General features: G+C 62.3%; 22 protein-coding genes. 15 read left to right on the top strand and 7 right to left on the bottom strand.

Annotation, left to right across the window (positions count from 1 at the left end):
• Positions 1–246 precede the first annotated feature (246 nt).
• The 4 genes from NKH21_RS06150 to NKH21_RS06135 are packed head-to-tail and all read left to right on the top strand — an operon-like array spanning position 247 to position 1,191.
• The gene (locus NKH21_RS06150; RefSeq protein ID WP_352664701.1) at positions 247–513 is read left to right on the top strand and encodes a hypothetical protein; all 267 of its coding nucleotides are present in this window, start codon (positions 247–249) and stop codon (positions 511–513) included.
• Entirely contained in the window at positions 510–755 is a 246-nt protein-coding gene (locus tag NKH21_RS06145) for a hypothetical protein (protein ID WP_352469164.1), read from the top strand. Before NKH21_RS06150 ends, NKH21_RS06145 begins: the two co-directional genes overlap by 4 nt.
• Before the next feature lie 38 nt (positions 756–793).
• On the top strand, positions 794–931 hold the full coding sequence (locus tag NKH21_RS06140) for a hypothetical protein (RefSeq protein ID WP_352664699.1): 138 nt from the start codon (positions 794–796) through the stop codon (positions 929–931).
• Between the two features lie 35 nt (positions 932–966).
• A complete protein-coding gene (locus NKH21_RS06135; RefSeq protein WP_292661267.1) occupies positions 967–1,191 on the top strand; it encodes a hypothetical protein in 225 nt (74 codons plus the stop codon).
• Positions 1,192–1,201: 10 nt separating this feature from the next.
• Here NKH21_RS06135 and NKH21_RS06130 read toward each other — a convergent pair whose 3' ends face one another.
• The gene (locus NKH21_RS06130; RefSeq protein ID WP_352863553.1) at positions 1,202–1,600 is read right to left on the bottom strand and encodes a Kazal-type serine protease inhibitor family protein; all 399 of its coding nucleotides are present in this window, start codon (positions 1,598–1,600) and stop codon (positions 1,202–1,204) included.
• 490 nt (positions 1,601–2,090) lie between these two features.
• Here NKH21_RS06130 and NKH21_RS06125 point away from each other — a divergent pair, with 490 nt between their 5' ends.
• The 3 genes from NKH21_RS06125 (at position 2,091) to NKH21_RS06115 (ending at position 3,348) form a co-directional block, all read left to right on the top strand.
• A complete protein-coding gene (locus tag NKH21_RS06125) occupies positions 2,091–2,303 on the top strand; it encodes a cold-shock protein (protein WP_006202520.1) in 213 nt (70 codons plus the stop codon).
• A 229-nt stretch (positions 2,304–2,532) separates the two neighbouring features.
• Positions 2,533–2,745 (top strand): cold-shock protein, encoded by a 213-nt coding sequence (locus NKH21_RS06120; RefSeq protein ID WP_006202521.1) that lies wholly within the window; start codon positions 2,533–2,535, stop codon positions 2,743–2,745.
• 192 nt (positions 2,746–2,937) lie between these two features.
• Positions 2,938–3,348 carry a BA14K family protein gene (locus NKH21_RS06115; RefSeq protein ID WP_292661272.1) on the top strand — a complete coding sequence of 137 codons (411 nt, stop codon included), beginning with the start codon at positions 2,938–2,940 and terminating at the stop codon, positions 3,346–3,348.
• A gap of 69 nt (positions 3,349–3,417) precedes the next feature.
• On the opposite strand, the gene NKH21_RS06110 is transcribed toward NKH21_RS06115, so the two are convergent.
• The 3 genes from NKH21_RS06110 to NKH21_RS06100 form a co-directional block, all read right to left on the bottom strand.
• Positions 3,418–4,059 (bottom strand): MBL fold metallo-hydrolase, encoded by a 642-nt coding sequence (locus NKH21_RS06110; protein WP_352664693.1) that lies wholly within the window; start codon positions 4,057–4,059, stop codon positions 3,418–3,420.
• 176 nt (positions 4,060–4,235) lie between these two features.
• The gene (locus NKH21_RS06105; RefSeq protein WP_352615707.1) at positions 4,236–4,547 is read right to left on the bottom strand and encodes a hypothetical protein; all 312 of its coding nucleotides are present in this window, start codon (positions 4,545–4,547) and stop codon (positions 4,236–4,238) included.
• A 145-nt stretch (positions 4,548–4,692) separates the two neighbouring features.
• The gene (locus tag NKH21_RS06100) at positions 4,693–5,586 is read right to left on the bottom strand and encodes a branched-chain amino acid aminotransferase (protein ID WP_352489012.1); all 894 of its coding nucleotides are present in this window, start codon (positions 5,584–5,586) and stop codon (positions 4,693–4,695) included.
• 249 nt (positions 5,587–5,835) lie between these two features.
• On the opposite strand from NKH21_RS06100, the gene NKH21_RS06095 reads away from it, so the two are divergent.
• The 4 genes from NKH21_RS06095 (at position 5,836) to NKH21_RS06080 (ending at position 9,764) form a co-directional block, all read left to right on the top strand.
• Positions 5,836–6,363, top strand: coding sequence for a MarR family winged helix-turn-helix transcriptional regulator (locus tag NKH21_RS06095; protein WP_023719182.1), 528 nt, complete (start codon positions 5,836–5,838; stop codon positions 6,361–6,363).
• Positions 6,350–7,069 carry a response regulator gene (locus NKH21_RS06090; protein ID WP_023678415.1) on the top strand — a complete coding sequence of 240 codons (720 nt, stop codon included), beginning with the start codon at positions 6,350–6,352 and terminating at the stop codon, positions 7,067–7,069. The genes NKH21_RS06095 and NKH21_RS06090 overlap by 14 nt, the downstream gene beginning before the upstream one ends.
• 51 nt (positions 7,070–7,120) lie before the next feature.
• The gene (locus NKH21_RS06085; protein ID WP_352664690.1) at positions 7,121–8,536 is read left to right on the top strand and encodes an ATP-binding protein; all 1,416 of its coding nucleotides are present in this window, start codon (positions 7,121–7,123) and stop codon (positions 8,534–8,536) included.
• Between the two features lie 205 nt (positions 8,537–8,741).
• Positions 8,742–9,764 (top strand): glycosyltransferase family 4 protein, encoded by a 1,023-nt coding sequence (locus tag NKH21_RS06080; protein WP_352664688.1) that lies wholly within the window; start codon positions 8,742–8,744, stop codon positions 9,762–9,764.
• Positions 9,765–9,776: 12 nt separating this feature from the next.
• Here the strand turns inward: NKH21_RS06080 and NKH21_RS06075 are convergent, their stop codons facing one another.
• The 3 genes from NKH21_RS06075 to NKH21_RS06065 all read right to left on the bottom strand — a co-directional run bounded on the left by NKH21_RS06075 (position 9,777) and on the right by NKH21_RS06065 (position 11,277).
• Positions 9,777–10,136, bottom strand: a complete 360-nt coding sequence (locus tag NKH21_RS06075) for a tRNA-binding protein (RefSeq protein WP_352863549.1) — start codon at positions 10,134–10,136, stop codon at positions 9,777–9,779.
• A 6-nt stretch (positions 10,137–10,142) separates the two neighbouring features.
• Positions 10,143–10,643: a type III secretion system chaperone family protein gene (locus tag NKH21_RS06070; protein ID WP_352664684.1), complete on the bottom strand. Its 501-nt coding sequence runs from the start codon at positions 10,641–10,643 to the stop codon at positions 10,143–10,145.
• 331 nt (positions 10,644–10,974) lie between these two features.
• Positions 10,975–11,277, bottom strand: a complete 303-nt coding sequence (locus tag NKH21_RS06065; protein WP_352469177.1) for an accessory factor UbiK family protein — start codon at positions 11,275–11,277, stop codon at positions 10,975–10,977.
• A 130-nt stretch (positions 11,278–11,407) separates the two neighbouring features.
• Between NKH21_RS06065 and lgt the strand changes: the two genes are divergently transcribed.
• The 4 genes from lgt (at position 11,408) to NKH21_RS06045 (ending at position 15,423) form a co-directional block, all read left to right on the top strand.
• Positions 11,408–12,259 (top strand): prolipoprotein diacylglyceryl transferase, encoded by an 852-nt coding sequence (lgt, locus tag NKH21_RS06060; RefSeq protein WP_352664682.1) that lies wholly within the window; start codon positions 11,408–11,410, stop codon positions 12,257–12,259.
• Positions 12,256–13,344: a class I SAM-dependent methyltransferase gene (locus NKH21_RS06055; RefSeq protein WP_352664680.1), complete on the top strand. Its 1,089-nt coding sequence runs from the start codon at positions 12,256–12,258 to the stop codon at positions 13,342–13,344. The genes lgt and NKH21_RS06055 overlap by 4 nt, the downstream gene beginning before the upstream one ends.
• Positions 13,345–13,483: 139 nt before the next feature.
• Positions 13,484–14,272 carry a peptidoglycan editing factor PgeF gene (pgeF, locus tag NKH21_RS06050; protein ID WP_352664678.1) on the top strand — a complete coding sequence of 263 codons (789 nt, stop codon included), beginning with the start codon at positions 13,484–13,486 and terminating at the stop codon, positions 14,270–14,272.
• The gene (locus NKH21_RS06045) at positions 14,272–15,423 is read left to right on the top strand and encodes a M24 family metallopeptidase (protein WP_352863546.1); all 1,152 of its coding nucleotides are present in this window, start codon (positions 14,272–14,274) and stop codon (positions 15,421–15,423) included. Before pgeF ends, NKH21_RS06045 begins: the two co-directional genes overlap by 1 nt.
• The last annotated feature ends 10 nt before the right edge of the window (positions 15,424–15,433 follow it).

Raw genomic sequence — 15,433 nt, 5'->3', positions numbered from 1 at the left:
ATTTTACGTTGGTAGGGGTAAAAGGCCGGAATCTTCTTGAATAAGTCGCATTTTCGGACTAATGGTACGAAACCGTTTTTGGGTCATGCTTGGCCCTCGCGGCGTCAGGGGTTCTCGGCCCGCCAAACTTTTCCAAATCGCCGACACCTGGTACCGCAATGCAGGCTCCGCTTCCGGGGCCAGGCCGGAACGAAACTTCAAGGCACAAGAACTTCAAGGCACAAGCGAGAACTTCGAGGCACAAGAATGTCTGCCCGCACCACCCATTCCATCGCGCATTTCGCGGCACCTTTCGTGCTTGGCGGGCTGGATAGCGTGCAGCCGGCCGGCGATTATGACATCGACCACGACGAGGAACTGATCGACGGCATGTCGTGGCCGGCATGGCGCCGCGTCGCCACTTTCATCCATCTGCCGGCAAGGACGGTGAAAAGCGCGACCAGCCAGCTTGTCGCCATTGACCATGCCGAGCTCGAGGCAGCGCTTCAGCACGACCAGGAGAACGCCACATGATCCGCTTCCAGCAGAGTGCGCGGCGCACGGACACGCCGGCGCATATCTTCACCGTCGGCCAGACCGTCCGCATGAAGAGCCGCACCGGCCTTGCCCAAAAGACCGCGGAGCTGTTCCAGATCAAGAGCCGGCTGCCGGTCAAGGACGGCTCGCCGCAATACCGTATCCGCAGCGATCAGGAGACCTATGAGCGGGTCACCACGGAAGACAATCTCGAACCGGTCGACAACCCGGCCAGTTGAGCCGAAAGCAATCCGCAACACGTATAAGGGATCAGAAAATGGCCAAGGGTCAGCAGCGCAGCAATCGCGAGACACGCAAGCCCAAGAAGGAGAAGGTGGCGGCAAAACCGGCCTCGCCCTTCGGCTCGGCGGTCAAGCAGGCGGAGACCGCTGTGAAACCCAAGTCCAAAGGCTAGGGTTCGATCGCACAACAATCTGCCTGGAGGCGTGCTTGAACTTCGTCATCGAGTTCTACCGCTCGCGCGATGCCGACGAAGCGATACTCGATCGAGTGTCGCTGGAGGCACCGAACCTGCGCGCCGCCCTGCAAGGCGCCGCCACGCTGCTTCACACGCTGATGATGCCGCAGATCCCCGATCGCCTGCGCATCTCCAACGAGGACGGCGCCGAGCTCTACGTCGGCCCCGCCGATGGTGCCTATCCGGACGAACAGTGAGGCCGGTGCGCTAGCACGGCCCGTCATCGACGACGCGATAATCTGCCGCGCGGGCCTCGCATTCGTTGGGGAATGTGCGCAGTTCGCCATGGCGACGGGCACAGACCGGGCGGTATTCGCGGGTACAGAATGTCTGCTCCCCGCCGTCACCACCGCCACGGCACTCGCCTTCACGGATGATGCGGTATCCGGCCCGTTCGGCAAGGCAGGCATTGGCGAAGGTCTGGCGGTCGCCGCCGCGCCGGGCACAGACCGGGTCATATTGCTTGGTGCAGAATTGCGGCCCCGGCCGTGGCGGGCGCGGCCCCGGTCCCTCATCATCCACCACGACGGTGCAGGCTGCGAGAATTGCCGACAGGAACAGGATGGAGAAAACCTGCCGCGGAAAGATTGCCGCAAGAAACCGCATGAATGTTCCTCCCTCGAAACTCCTGCCTGCACAAACGGTGCCTGCGTCCGGCCGATCCTCGTCATTCCGCTGCCAAATGCAACCCCTGTTTGCAACTGGCGAACCAAGGGCTTACGCCGGCGCAAAGCCAAAACAGCACCTGCCCCGCTTGCTGGACCATGCCTGGGTGGCGCCTGGCCGATGACCGCGCGGAGAACCGGGACTATCGGTGCGATGCGTCGGGATGCGCCTGTTGGGGCCGCCCGCGGCTGTATCTTGCAAGCATCACGTTTCCGTGCGATAAATTTTGTGTTCGGGCATTTGCGACCCGGAGAGCGGAACGTTTTGGACGACCTTTCCCCGATACTGTGAATCTCTGACAGCCCCGTTTTCGGCGGGGGGTTTTACCATGCGCCAATGCATGACTGCCGAAGCAACCACCGGGACTTGCCCACGGCGCCAGGCGGCGGGCGGAACCACCAAGACTGACACGGGTGAAGGAGTTTCCCCAATGGCCCAGACCGGCACCGTTAAATTCTTCAACGCTACCAAAGGCTTCGGCTTCATCACGCCCGATGGCGGCGCCAAGGATGTGTTCGTCCACATCTCGGCGATCGAGGCTTCCGGGCTGCGCACGCTCGTCGACGGTCAGAAGGTCACCTTCGATGTCGAGCCCGACCGTATGGGCAAAGGTCCGAAAGCGGTCAATCTCCGCGCTGCCTGAAACCACAGCGTGCCGCGCGTCCTTTCGGGGTGTGAGGATGCTGCAAGGCTTTTGGAGTGAACTTGGATTCTGTAAAGGCGCGGCGGTTTTCGTCGCGCCTTTTGCGTTCCGGGATGCTTGCAGGCGCCCGCAAAACTTTCTCTTGCCGATGGCACTAAAATAAAGGACAAATTTCCGTCCGGGCATTTGCCGGCCCGAGACTGGACTTGTGGGATCAAAGGAGCTTCCCATGCCGCAGACCGGCACCGTCAAATTCTTCAATCACGCCAAGGGCTTCGGCTTCATCACGCCGGACGACGGGGCAAAGGATGTCTTCGTCCATATTTCGGCCGTGCAGGCGTCGGGTCTTCCCGGTCTCGAGGATGGGCAGAAAGTGACATTCGACACCGAGCCGGACAAGCGCGGCAAGGGTCCGAAAGCCGTCAACCTGTCGATCGGCTGAACCAGCCCTGGACAGAATGGACGTGGGCCGGTCTGGCCTGCGGTGTTTGCCGCACGCTTGAATCGCCCAGTTAGATGAACCGCCTGGTCAAATTTCGTTCAGCCCCCGTTCAGCCACGGTCGCATATTAATCTTCGTTAAAGCCGGACCGCATCCCCCGAAAACGACCCGGGCCGGCACGAAGGAGACCGACATGAACCGAATTTTCAAGACTGCCATCCTGTCCGCCGCGGTCGTTGCGACCACGCTTGCGACCTTGCCCGCGGCCAGTGCCGACGAATGGCGCCATCACCGCCGCCACCACGGCCACGGCGATGCCGTTGCGGCCGGCGTGCTCGGCCTTGCGGCCGGTGCCCTGATCGGCGGTGCGCTCGCCAGCCCGCAGCCCCGCTATTACGATCCGGCCTATGATGATGAATACTACCGGCCTGCCCCGGTGCGCCGTTATTACGTGCAGCCGCGAGTAGCCTATGCCGAAAGCTATGCGGAGCCGTGGACCCGCGGCTGGTACGAATACTGCTCGGACCGCTACCGGAGCTTCAACTCGCGTACCGGCACGTTCACCGGCTATGACGGCGAACAGCATTTCTGCACCGCCAATTAACGGAGGCAGTTTCCTGTCGGAAAGAAGCGCGGTCGCACAGGCCGCGCTTTTTTGTTTCGGTAAGCGGTTTCAGATCAGGAACGGATTGCTCCGCCGCTCCTCGCCGAAGCGGCCGCCGGGACCATGGCCGCAGATGAAGCCGATGTCGTCGCCCAACGGCAAAAGCTTCTCCTTGATCGAGGCGATCAGTGCGGCGTGGTCGCCGCCCGGCAGGTCGGTGCGGCCGACCGAACCGCGAAACAGCACGTCGCCGACATGGGCGAACTTCGCCGCCCGGTTGTAGTAGACGACGTGGCCGGGTGCGTGGCCCGGACAATGGAGCACCTCGAACACATGTGAGCCGAACGAAACGGTCTCGCCTTCGGCGAGGAACCGGTCAGGCACACAGTTGCGCACCGGATCGGTGATGCCGTAGCGCTTCGCCTGGGTCTCGAGATTGGCGAGCAGCGGCCGGTCGGCGGCATGCGGGCCGATGATCTCGATACCGAGCGCCTCCTTCAGTTCCATGGCGCCGCCGGCATGGTCGATATGGCCATGCGTAATCCAGATCGCGCCGGCAGTGATCGCATTGTCCTCGAGCGCCGCCAGCACCTTGTCGATGTCACCGCCCGGATCGACGACAACGCCTTGTCTGTCGTCCATGTCGAAGAGGATGGTGCAATTCTGCTGGAACGGCGTGACCGGCACGATGCCGGCGTTGAGCTGACCCATATTCGTCCTTTCACGCTGTCGGAGCGCTGCGCGTCCCCTCGAACGCGTCAGGAAAGCCCTAACCTTGAACCAGGTCCTGATGTAGAGACACACGCGAACGGCGTCCACCGCTCCACAAACGGCAAACGGAATGGGCGGCCGAAGCCGCCCATTGGAAAAGCCTGAAACGTCGGAGCTTATTTCTTCATCGCGTTCATGACCGCACCGATGATGCCGGTCAGGATGGCGCCGCCGCCGGCACCGCCAACTATATTTGAAATGTTCAACGCGCTGCCGGCCCCTGCCGCTGTAGCGGCTGCTGCCGGATCGACCGCGCCACCCAGCAGACTGTTGAGGATGGCCGCACCGCCGACGCCGCCGACAGCGCCGCCCAGGATTTTGGTAAGCTGCCCCATCGCCGCAGTCTTGATAGCCGCACCGACCGCCTGACCACCGATGATACCCGTAATCACCTGAATAATGATCGGAAGAAGCGTGTTCATATCCATATTTCCAGTCCCTCCATAGCCGCCAGCCTCCCAGGCCGACGCCATCATGAGACGCCGAATTGAATGAAAGTCAAATGCGCAGACGCTTAAATAAAAGGGGCGGCCCGAAAACCGCCCCTACTTGATAAAAAACCTGTGACTTTCGTTATTCTGCAGCAATCGCGTGGTTGGGTTGAACCGCCGCAGAATAGTCGTTCATCAATGTCTTGGCGATATCGCCGACCTCGAATCGGTAGGGACCGATCTCCGAAACCGGCGTCACCTCGGCTGCCGTCCCGGTGAGGAAGCACTGCTGGAAGCCTTCAAGTTCTTCCGGCATGATGGCGCGCTCGATCACCTCCAAACCACGGTCCTTGGCAAGGCCGATGACGGTGCGGCGGGTGATGCCGTCGAGGAAGCAATCGGGCTTGGGCGTATGGATCTTGCCGTCCTTGACGAAGAAGATGTTGGCGCCTGTCGCTTCCGCCACCTGGCCACGCCAGTCGAGCATCATGGCGTCGGCATAGCCCTTGGCCTCGGCGGCATGCTTGGACATGGTGCAGATCATGTAGAGGCCGGCCGCCTTCGATTTCGACGGTGCGGTGCGCGGGTCGGGGCGGCGCCATTCGGCCATGTCGAGGCGGATGCCCTTGAGCTTCTGCGCCGGGTCGAAATAGCTCGGCCACTGCCAGATGGCGATGGCGCAGTTGATCCGGCTGTTCTGTGCGGAGACGCCCATCTGTTCACTGCCGCGCCATGCGATCGGCCGGACATAGGCGTCCTGGAAACCTTGCTTCTTCAACAGCGTACGGCAGGCGTCGTCGATCTCGGCGACCGAGTAGGGTATCTTGAAGCCAAGCAGGCGCGCCGATTCATGCAGGCGTTCGGTGTGGTCGGTCAGCTTGAAAATTTCGCCGCCATAGGCGCGCTCGCCCTCGAATACCGCGCTGGCGTAGTGCAGCCCGTGGGTCAAGACGTGGATCTTGGCGTCGGCCCATTTGACGAATTCGCCGTTCATCCAGATAAAGCCGTCCAGTTGGTCGAAGGGAACGGATGCCATGGTAACCTCCCGCGGGCGGCAGCCCGCACATCATTGTGTCGTTGCGTGTTTCGTTTCGGCCGCTGCAGGCCGCCATTGTCCTAAAGCGTAGGCGGATATTTAAGGTCTGGCAAACTCAGGAAGTTCCGGAAAAAACGGCTTCGCTTGCCTTTTCGTTCGCAATCCGCCGAAAAGCTTGCCAAAAATTACCATCACGCGGAAAATACGTCAATAGTGCTGACATAATTTCCTGCTTCACACGGAGAAAAGATGACGAGCCACGCAGCCGCAGAGCCGATCAGGACGGCGATCACCGACGAGGACGGCATCGATTTCGCCATCATCGAGCTGTTCTTCTTCGCCTATCGCGACTTTACCTCCGATCCGGACCAGATCCTGGCCGATTACGGTTTTGGCCGTGCCCATCACCGGGTGCTGCATTTCGTCAATCGCAGGCCCGGTCTGACGGTCGCCGAACTCCTCGACGTGCTCAAGATCACCAAGCAGAGCCTGGCGCGCGTGCTCAAACAACTGATCGACACCGACCATATCGTGCAATTGCAGGGCCCTCGCGACCGCCGCCAGCGCGAACTCTACCCGACGGCCAAAGGCCGTGCCCTGGCGCTGGCGCTGGCGCGGCCACAGTCGCGCCGCATCCATGCTGCATTGGAAGATTCCGGAGCCACCGAACGCGCCGTTATCGAACGGTTCCTGGAAGCGATGGTCAATCCGGAACTAAGGGCGCAGATCGACATTGTGCCCGCAAAGATGTCAGGGAAAAGCCATGGAGACCATTGAGAGGGTTGATCATCCGACAGCACCGGAAGACGATGCGCCGCATCTGCTTGTGGTCGATGACGACACCCGTATCCGCAATCTTCTGAAACAGTATCTGACCGAAAACGGCTTTCGCGTTACCGTCGCCGGAAATTCCGGAGAGGCGCGGCGCAAGCTCGCCGGTCTCGACTTCGATCTGATCGTGCTCGACGTCATGATGCCGGGTGAAAGCGGCGTCGACCTCACCAAGGCGCTGCGGGCGGAGAAAAACGTACCGATCCTGATGCTCACCGCACTGTCGGAAACCGACAGCCGGATCACCGGGCTCGAGGCCGGCGCCGACGACTATCTGCCAAAACCGTTCGACCCGCGCGAGCTGATCCTGCGCATCAACAATATCCTGCGCCGCGGCGGCCCCGCGACAACGCCCAAGGTCGAACAGCTGGTCTTCGGCCCCTATACCTTCCAGATCGCCAGGCGTGAGCTGAAGCGCGGCGGCGAGGCGCTCAAGCTGACCGACCGCGAGCAGGAGATCCTGGCGATCTTCGCAGCGCGTGCCGGCGAAACGATACCGCGGCATGAGCTTGTCGGCGACGAGTCCGAGGTCGGCGAACGCACGATAGACGTCCAGATCAACCGGCTGCGCCGCAAGATCGAACGCGATCCGTCCAATCCGGTCTGGCTGCAGACCGTGCGCGGTATTGGGTATCGGCTCAGCGTGGAATAGAATGCCGCCGACAGCGGTCCTTTGCCGGGCCGCCGGTGAGCGAAAAGACGAATGGCGACCACGCAACTCGAACGGCCGGGAGATGGCGGCTTGAGCGCTCGCGCGACGCGGGCGCTCAAGGCCGTGCCGCGCGCCTGGAACCGTTTCTGGCGCCTGGTGTCGCTTTACATGCCGAAGCGGCTCTATGCCCGCTCGCTGATCATCGTCATCGCGCCGATGATCATGCTGCAGTCGGTCGTCGCCTTTGTCTTCATGGAGCGCCACTGGCAGACCGTGACGCAGCGCCTGTCGCAGGCCACGGTGCGCGACATCGCCGCCATCATCGACCTGATAGAGACCTATCCTCACGACGCCGACTACGCCAACGTCATCCGCATCGCCCAGGATCGCATGCAACTGAAGGTCGACCTCCTGCCGCCCGACCCGCTGCCGCCACCCGGGCCAAAGCCGTTCTTCTCGATCCTCGACGAGATCCTTTCGTCCGAGATCACCCGCCAGATCAACCGTCCGTTCTGGATCGATACGGTCGGCAATTCCAATATCGTCGAGGTCCGCGTCCAGCTTGAGAACAAGGTGCTGCGCGTCTTCGTGCGCCGCAGCCAAGCCTATGCATCGAACACCCATATTTTCCTGATCTGGATGGTCGGCACCTCACTGGTGCTGCTGATGATCGCCATTCCCTTCCTGCGCAACCAGATCCGGCCGATTCTGACGCTGGCCGAGGCGGCCGAGAGCTTCGGCAAGGGCCGGCCGATGCCGCGCGATTTTCGCCCGCGCGGAGCCGAAGAAGTCCGCCGCGCCGGCTTTGCCTTCATCCAGATGCGCGAACGCATCGAACGCCAGCTCGAGCAGCGTACCGCCATGCTGAGCGGCGTCAGCCACGATCTGAGGACCATCCTCACCCGCTTCAAGCTGCAATTGGCGCTTGCCGGGACCAAGGCGGCCGATACCCAGGCACTCGACCAGGACATCGATGACATGCAGTCGATGCTGGAAGGCTACCTTGCCTTTGCACGCGGAGAAGCGTCGGAAGACGCCGGTCAGTTCGATCTCGAAGCCTTCTTCGACAAGCTTCGCGAGGAAGCCGCGCTGCGCAAGCGCAAGATGTCGACCGTGCTTGTCGGCGATCCGCATGTGCATGTGCGCCCCAATGCCTTTGCCCGGCTGCTGTCCAACGTCGTCGGCAATGCATTCCGCTATGCCAAGACGGTGGAGATCAATGCCAATCACGGACGCGGTTCGCTGCTCGTCACCATCGACGATGACGGTCCGGGCATTCCACCCGAAAAGCGGGAGGATGTATTCAAGCCTTTCGTGCGTTTGGACGAGGCCCGCAACCTCGATGCCAGCGGCACCGGCCTTGGCCTCTCCATCGCACGTGATATTGCCCGCAGCCACGGCGGCGACATCGTCCTCGAACGCAGCCCGCTCGGCGGCCTGCGGGCGGTGATCAAGGTTCCGGCTTGACGGCAACGAGACCCGGCCTTCATCGGCCCGTCATGAAACCATGGTGAAGAGCGCCAATGAAGCGCGCGATCTTGATTGATTCGGCCCTGCGGCCTCATTTCGACCCCGCGCCTGCCCGGGTGCGCCGGTGCGAGGCCAGAGCTGCGGCGTGGTCGCCGTTCAGGTATCGCGGCAAGGCAATCAAGCTCTCCGCCAAGGGACCGCCATGCGCATCCTGATGGTCACCGACGCCTGGCGCCCGCAAGTCAACGGCGTCGTCCACACGCTGGAGCGTCTCTCGGAGACCCTGAAATCCTTCGATGTCGAGACGGACTTCCTGACGCCGAACATCTTTCGCACCCTGCCTCTGCCGACCTATCCCGATATCAGGCTGGCGCTGACGACGCCGCACCGCGTGGCGCAGCTGATCGAGGCACGCAAGGTGGACCACATCCATATCGTCACCGAAGGACCGCTCGGTATTATGGCCCGGCGCTACTGCCGCAACGCCGGCCGCCCGTTCACGACCAGCTATCACACACGTTTTCCGGAATATCTGAGCGCGCGCCTGCCGGTGCCTGAAGCATGGGCCTATCGCTGGCTGCGCGATTTCCACAATTCAGGACAGGGCACGCTGGTTGCCACTCAGTCGCTTGCCGACGATCTTGCGGCGCGCGGCTTCACCAAGCTCCGGCCGTGGACGCGCGGCGTCGACACCGATCATTTTCGGCCGGACAAAAGAAAGGACCTGGGATTTCCCGGACCGATCTTCCTCTGCGTCGGCCGCGTCGCGGTCGAAAAAAACCTGCCGGCCTTCCTCGACCTCGACCTGCCCGGCAGCAAGGTGATCGTAGGCGAAGGGCCGGAATTGGCGAAGCTGAAGGCCAGATATCCCGATGCCCATTTCCTCGGCCATCGCCCGAACGACGAACTGGCCGAGATCTACGCTTCGGCCGATGCCTTCGTCTTCCCCAGCCGCACCGACACATTCGGCAACGTCATCATAGAGGCGCTGGCCAGCGGCACGCCGGTCGCAGCCTATCCAGTCACCGGACCGATCGATATTGTGGGTGACGGCATCGGCGGCGCGGTGTCGGACGACCTGCGGCAAGCGGCGCTCGCTGCCCTTCACGTCGACCGCGCCGAGGCGCGGCAACGCGCGATGCGCTACAGCTGGAAGGCATGCGCGGAAATGTTCATGGAAACGGTCGAAGAAGCGCTGGGTACCAAGCGTAAACTGGCCGCCTGAGCAACAGCGCGGTTAAAACAATCTGCCGCCGTCCGGCACCCTGCGCTCGATCGCGCCAAGGACGACGGCGCCCTCTTCATCGGGAAAGCCGAGCGTCAGCACTTCCGACATGAATAGCCCGATCTGGCGCGGCGGGAAATTGACCACAGCGAACACCTGCCGGCCGATCAGGGTTTCGGGCGTATAGTATTTTGTGATCTGGGCCGAGGATTTCTTCACCCCGATCACGGGACCAAAGTCGATTTTCAACTTGATCGCCGGCTTGCGCGCCTCGGGAAAAGGCTCGGCCTCGACGATCGTGCCGGCGCGGATGTCGATGCGGTCGAAATCGGCAAAGCTGATCTCGGGTTTTCGGGCCTTGCTCGAACTCATCGACGGTCAGGCGTTTCCGTAGGTTTCGAACAACACGCCGGCCAGCGCATCCTTGGCCGAAGTCCCTGACCAGACGACGAACTGGAACGCCTGGAAATAGCATTCGCAGGCTTCCAGCGCCGACGACAGCAGCACCTCGACCTGCTGGCTCGACGGCTCGACCCCACCGGCCAGCAGCAGCGACTGGCGGAACATGATGGCGCCTTCCTGCTCCCAGAAGTCGAAATGGCCAAACAGCATCTGCTCGTTGATCAGCGAAAGCAGCCGCATCACCTCGAGCGCGCGCGCCTCAGGCACCTTGATGTCGAAGGCGCAGGCCAGGTGCAGCGCCTCGTAGTCCTCCATCCAGGAGAATGAAACGTGGTAGTCGGTCCAGCTTCCGGCAACCGAAATCGAGATCTCGTCGTCGCCGGCCCGTTCGAAGGACCAGTCGTTGTTGTGCGCCACCTGCTCGATAACATCCACCGGATGGATTTCGCGGGAGAATTCGAGTTCGAGAAGTTCCATGAAATGCTTCCTGTCGTTCTGGGAGCGCCACCACACGCTCCGCGGGAGAGGCACACTCGAACAATTCTGCCTAGAACTCGGACGGCCAGGACTTCGTCAACGCAAAGACCCCGGACCGGACCCCACCGCCCGGCGCATGACCCTGCTCCGAATCATGCAACAAATTCAGTCTATTGATCGGGAGTCGCGTGACCAGCCAAATTTTTCGCACTGCGTCATTCGCATGTGGAAAGGCGCTGTCACAAAGATTCACGCAGTACCGGTAAGCGATTCACGACAAAGCGCTTTTTGCGATCCAGCTTTGTGGAAAAGTTTAATGATTTATTTCTTATTATTTTTTTGCACGCGGCTTCGCCGCAGCCGCAGGCGCTACTTGACCGGTCAATTCGGCAAGCCTGGCCTCGAGCGCCTCGATGCGAGCGGCGAGGCGGGTGTTTTCTTCCCTGGCCTTCGCCGCCATGTCGCGAGCGGCCTCGAATTCCTCGCGCTGCACCACGTCCATGGAGTTGAGTATGCGCTCGGCCTGGCCCCTGAAGGCGGTCTCGACCTCGCGCCGCACGCCTTGCGCGGCACCGGCTGCGTCGGTCATCAGCTTGGCGAATTCATCGAGAATGCGGTTCGGTCCGGTCGCCATGGCAAATCCTCGCTTGGTTGAATTGACGTAGTGGCGCACGATTCGGAATGCAAGCATATGCTTGCCTTGACCCTGCCAAAACCCTGCCGCATGGTCCGCGCCCGAACCTGATTGGAACCCGGAGACCCTGTTGAGCGAATATTTGCTGCCGCTGGCCGCCCTGCCCTTTCCCAACATCGACCCGGTCATCGTCAGGATCGGACCACTGGCGGTGCATTGGTACGGCGTCGGCTACATCGTCGGCATTCTGTTCGCCTGGTGGTATGCCAAGCGCCTCGTCACCAACCCGAGACTCTGGCCTGACGGCACCCTGCCGATGAAGCCCGTCGACCTCGACGACTTCATCGTCTGGGCAGCCATCGGTGTGGTGCTCGGCGGACGCACCGGCTACGTGCTGTTCTACGACCTGCCGCGCTACATTGCCAATCCGCTCGATATCGTCGCCGTCTGGCAGGGCGGTATGTCGTTTCATGGCGGCCTGCTCGGCGTCATTCTCGCAATGACGCTGTTTTCCCGGTCTCGCGGCATCCGCACATGGTCACTGTTCGACGTGGTTGCCGCCGGCGTGCCGGTGGGGCTTGGCCTCGTTCGCCTGGCAAACTTCATCAATTCCGAACTATGGGGCCGGCCGACCGACGTTCCATGGGCATTCGAATTCCCCAATGGAGGCCCATTTCCACGCCATCCGAGCCAGATCTACGAGGCGCTCCTCGAAGGGCTGGTGTTGTTCCTTGTCCTGCGCTTCCTCACCCATTCGCGGCTCAAGCTGAAGACGCCGCGCTTCGTCGGCGGCGCCTTCATCGCCGGCTATGGCGCCTCGCGCATCTTCATCGAATTCTTTCGCGAGCCCGACCAGCAGCTTGGCTATCTCCTTGGCACGAGCTGGCTGACCATGGGGATGGTGCTGTCACTGCCGATGGTGCTGGCCGGCATCTGGGCGATGGCTACAGCCAAGCCGGTGGCAAACCCGCAGCCGGCATGACGCGGCTGAAGACCCGCATCGCCGAGCTGATCGGTGCGGTGGGACCGATCCCCATCAGCAAATACATGGCGCTCTGCCTGTTCGATCCGCAGGACGGCTATTATACGACACGCGAGCCGTTCGGCGCCGCCGGCGACTTCGTCACCGCGCCGGAGATCAGCCAGATGTTTGGCGAACTGGTCGCCATCTGGCTCTACCAGGCGTGGCTGGCGATCGACCGGCCGACGCCGGTCGCCATCGCCGAAATAGGCCCCGGCCGCGGCACGCTGATGAGAGATATGCTGCGCACGCTTTCGCGGCTTGATCCGACGCTTGCCGCCAGTGCATCGTTCGCTTTGATCGAGACCAGTCCGCGGTTGACCGAGGTCCAGAAACGGACGCTTGCCGGGACGTCGGCCACCATCGCCTGGCATGAGGCCGTTGACACACTACCGCAGGGGCCGCTTCTGATTGTTGGCAACGAGCTGTTTGACGCGGTGCCTATCCGCCAGTTCGTCCGCGCTGGAGCCGGCTGGCGCGAACGGATGATCGGTCTCGACGATACGAACCGGCTGCGCTTTTTCGTCGGCGCCGGCTCGCTCGACCCGATGCTGCTGCCGGAGGGTGCCGAGAATGCGCCGCAAGGTGCCATCGTCGAGGTGGCGCCAGCCCGCGCTGCCCTGATGGCGGCCATCGCCGGGCGACTTGCCGGATTTGGCGGCGCCGGCCTGTTTCTCGACTACGGTCACCTCCAGCCCGGGATCGGCGACACCTTGCAGGCATTGCGCAAGCACGGTCATGAGGACGTGCTGGCCAATCCGGGGCAGGCCGATCTCACCGCCCATGTCGATTTCGCTGCCCTTGCGGCAACCGTTCGGGCACACGGCCTCGATGCCCACCTCTCAACGCAAGGTGAATTCCTGCTCAAGATGGGGCTTCTCGAACGGGCTGGCCGGCTCGGCGCCAATGCGGATGAGGCAGCTCGCGAAAAGATAGCGGCCGACGTCGAGCGCCTCGCCGGCCCGCTGGCCATGGGCGAACTCTTCAAGGTGCTTGCCGTCCTCCCCGCCGGCATTGCCGTTCCGCCGTTTCCAAGCACGGATTGACTTTTCGCTGCCGCCTCTCCCACTCTCCCATCTTCGACTAGCGCCCGACATCAACTGCGCCAGCCTTAACTGACCAGCCTTCAACTCGCCCCGTCTGAACTCGCTTGACGAAATCGCCCATACGGACAACAAAGCCGCCATGCTGAATCAGACCAAACCGGATCCCGTTCGGTCGCCCTTGCTGGAAACGGCGCAAGGCATCCGCCACGGCTACTTCACACGCGTCGGCGGCATTTCCAGCGGCATCTACCGGGGGCTCAACATCGGCACCGGCTCGAGCGATGACCAGACGCTGGTGCGCGAGAATCGCCGCCGGGTCGCCGAATGGATGGGCGTGCCTGCAAACCATCTGCTGACCGCTCACCAGGTTCATTCGCCGGACGTCGTCATTGCCAGGGACGTTTTCGCCGGCGAGCGGCCCAAGGCCGACGCCATTGTCACCGACCGGCCGGGCATTGCCGTCGGTGCCTCGACCGCCGACTGCGGACCGGTCCTCTTCGCCGACTCCGAGGCGCGCATTATCGGCGCCGCCCATGCCGGCTGGAAAGGCGCTTTCACCGGCGTGCTGGAAAACACCGTCGCGGCAATGGAAAGCCTTGGCGCCCGGCGCGACCGCATCGTCGCAGTGCTCGGTCCTTCCATCGGCCCACGAAATTACGAAGTCGGACCGGAATTCGTCGCCCGCTTCGTCGACGCCGATGCCGGCAATGCCCGCTATTTCGCGCCCTCCGCAAATGCCGGACACGCGATGTTCGATCTCAACCGCTACACTGTCGACCGGCTGACCAAGGCTGGCGTCAACGCCGAGGGACTTGGCCGCTGCACCTATGCCGAGGAAGAGCTTTTCTACTCTTATCGGCGCAGCACGCATCGCAACGAGCCCGACTACGGGCGGCAGGTTTCGGCAATCGTTTTGGAGGCTGACTGATGGCGCTGCATTTCGAACGCTCGGAATTCGACGCGCGGCGCGATCGACTGATGATCGAGATCGCCGAAAAGAAGCTCGACGCCGTCCTGCTGTTTGCCCAGGAAAGCATGTATTGGCTGACCGGCTACGACACCTTCGGCTTCTGCTTTTTCCAGTGCCTGGTGGTCAAGGCCGACGGCTCGATGGTGCTGCTGACGCGTTCGGCCGACTTGCGCCAGGCGCGCCACACCTCGATCATCGACAACATCGTTTTGTGGACGGACCGCAACGGCGCCAATCCGGCGGTAGACCTGCGCAATCTGCTCAACGAACTCGACCTGCTCGGCGCCCGGATCGGCGTCGAGTACGACACCCACGGCCTGACGGCCTATAATGGCCGGCGCCTCGACGAGCAGTTGCAGACCTTCGGGCAGGTCGCGGATGCCTCCGGCATTGTCAGCCGGCTACGGCTGTTCAAGAGCCCGGCAGAAATCGCCAAGGCGGAAAAAGCCGCAAATCTGGCCGACGACGCGCTGGACGCAGCACTGCCGCTGATCAAGCAGGGCGGCGATGAGGCGCTGATCCTGGCCGCCATGCAAGGTGCGATCTTTGCCGGCGGCGGCGATTATCCGGCCAACGAGTTCATCATCGGCTCCGGCGTCGACGCCCTGCTTTGCCGCTACAAGGCCGGTCGCCGCAAGCTCACCAAGAACGACCAGCTGACGCTCGAATGGGCCGGTGTCTTCCACCACTACCATGCGGCAATGATGCGCACGGTGCTGACCGGCAAGGCATCGAAACGCCACCAGGAATTGTTCGATGCCGCCCGCGCCGCGCTACTTGCAGTCGAGAAGGCGATGACGCCCGGTAACACGTTCGGCGACGTGTTCGACGCCCATGCCCGCACGCTCGAGGCCCACAATTTGACCAAGCACCGGCTCAATGCCTGCGGCTATTCGCTCGGCGCCCGCTTCACCCCGTCTTGGATGGATATGCCGATGTTCTATCAGGGCAATCCCGAACCGATCGCGCCGAACATGACGCTGTTCGCCCATATGATCATCATGGACTCCGAAACCGAAACCGCGATGACGCTTGGCCGCACCTATCTGACGACCGAATCCCAGCCGAAGCCGCTGTCCCGCCATGATCTCGACTTGATCGTGCAGTGAATCCATAATG

The organism is Mesorhizobium sp. M1329 (assembly GCF_040318035.1).
Classification (GTDB): Bacteria; Pseudomonadota; Alphaproteobacteria; order Rhizobiales; family Rhizobiaceae; genus Mesorhizobium.
Note: the sequence above shows the minus strand (reverse complement) of the source record. Positions and strands in the feature narration are given on the sequence as shown.

Excerpts from the sequence above, each read along its gene's own strand:
- NKH21_RS06105 (WP_352615707.1), bottom strand. The coding sequence starts at position 4,547 with ATGGATATGAACACGCTTCTTCCGATCATTATTCAGGTGATTACGGGT.
- NKH21_RS06150 (WP_352664701.1), top strand. The coding sequence starts at position 247 with ATGTCTGCCCGCACCACCCATTCCATCGCGCATTTCGCGGCACCTTTC.
- NKH21_RS06110 (WP_352664693.1), bottom strand. The coding sequence starts at position 4,059 with ATGGGTCAGCTCAACGCCGGCATCGTGCCGGTCACGCCGTTCCAGCAG.
- NKH21_RS06055 (WP_352664680.1), top strand. The coding sequence starts at position 12,256 with ATGACGCGGCTGAAGACCCGCATCGCCGAGCTGATCGGTGCGGTGGGA.
- NKH21_RS06115 (WP_292661272.1), top strand. The coding sequence starts at position 2,938 with ATGAACCGAATTTTCAAGACTGCCATCCTGTCCGCCGCGGTCGTTGCG.
- NKH21_RS06090 (WP_023678415.1), top strand. The coding sequence starts at position 6,350 with ATGGAGACCATTGAGAGGGTTGATCATCCGACAGCACCGGAAGACGAT.
- NKH21_RS06130 (WP_352863553.1), bottom strand. The coding sequence starts at position 1,600 with ATGCGGTTTCTTGCGGCAATCTTTCCGCGGCAGGTTTTCTCCATCCTG.
- NKH21_RS06045 (WP_352863546.1), top strand. The coding sequence starts at position 14,272 with ATGGCGCTGCATTTCGAACGCTCGGAATTCGACGCGCGGCGCGATCGA.
- NKH21_RS06070 (WP_352664684.1), bottom strand. The coding sequence starts at position 10,643 with ATGGAACTTCTCGAACTCGAATTCTCCCGCGAAATCCATCCGGTGGAT.
- NKH21_RS06095 (WP_023719182.1), top strand. The coding sequence starts at position 5,836 with ATGACGAGCCACGCAGCCGCAGAGCCGATCAGGACGGCGATCACCGAC.
- NKH21_RS06145 (WP_352469164.1), top strand. The coding sequence starts at position 510 with ATGATCCGCTTCCAGCAGAGTGCGCGGCGCACGGACACGCCGGCGCAT.
- NKH21_RS06065 (WP_352469177.1), bottom strand. The coding sequence starts at position 11,277 with ATGGCGACCGGACCGAACCGCATTCTCGATGAATTCGCCAAGCTGATG.
- NKH21_RS06120 (WP_006202521.1), top strand. The coding sequence starts at position 2,533 with ATGCCGCAGACCGGCACCGTCAAATTCTTCAATCACGCCAAGGGCTTC.
- NKH21_RS06140 (WP_352664699.1), top strand. The coding sequence starts at position 794 with ATGGCCAAGGGTCAGCAGCGCAGCAATCGCGAGACACGCAAGCCCAAG.
- NKH21_RS06085 (WP_352664690.1), top strand. The coding sequence starts at position 7,121 with ATGGCGACCACGCAACTCGAACGGCCGGGAGATGGCGGCTTGAGCGCT.
- NKH21_RS06075 (WP_352863549.1), bottom strand. The coding sequence starts at position 10,136 with ATGAGTTCGAGCAAGGCCCGAAAACCCGAGATCAGCTTTGCCGATTTC.
- NKH21_RS06100 (WP_352489012.1), bottom strand. The coding sequence starts at position 5,586 with ATGGCATCCGTTCCCTTCGACCAACTGGACGGCTTTATCTGGATGAAC.
- NKH21_RS06125 (WP_006202520.1), top strand. The coding sequence starts at position 2,091 with ATGGCCCAGACCGGCACCGTTAAATTCTTCAACGCTACCAAAGGCTTC.
- NKH21_RS06080 (WP_352664688.1), top strand. The coding sequence starts at position 8,742 with ATGCGCATCCTGATGGTCACCGACGCCTGGCGCCCGCAAGTCAACGGC.
- pgeF (WP_352664678.1), top strand. The coding sequence starts at position 13,484 with ATGCTGAATCAGACCAAACCGGATCCCGTTCGGTCGCCCTTGCTGGAA.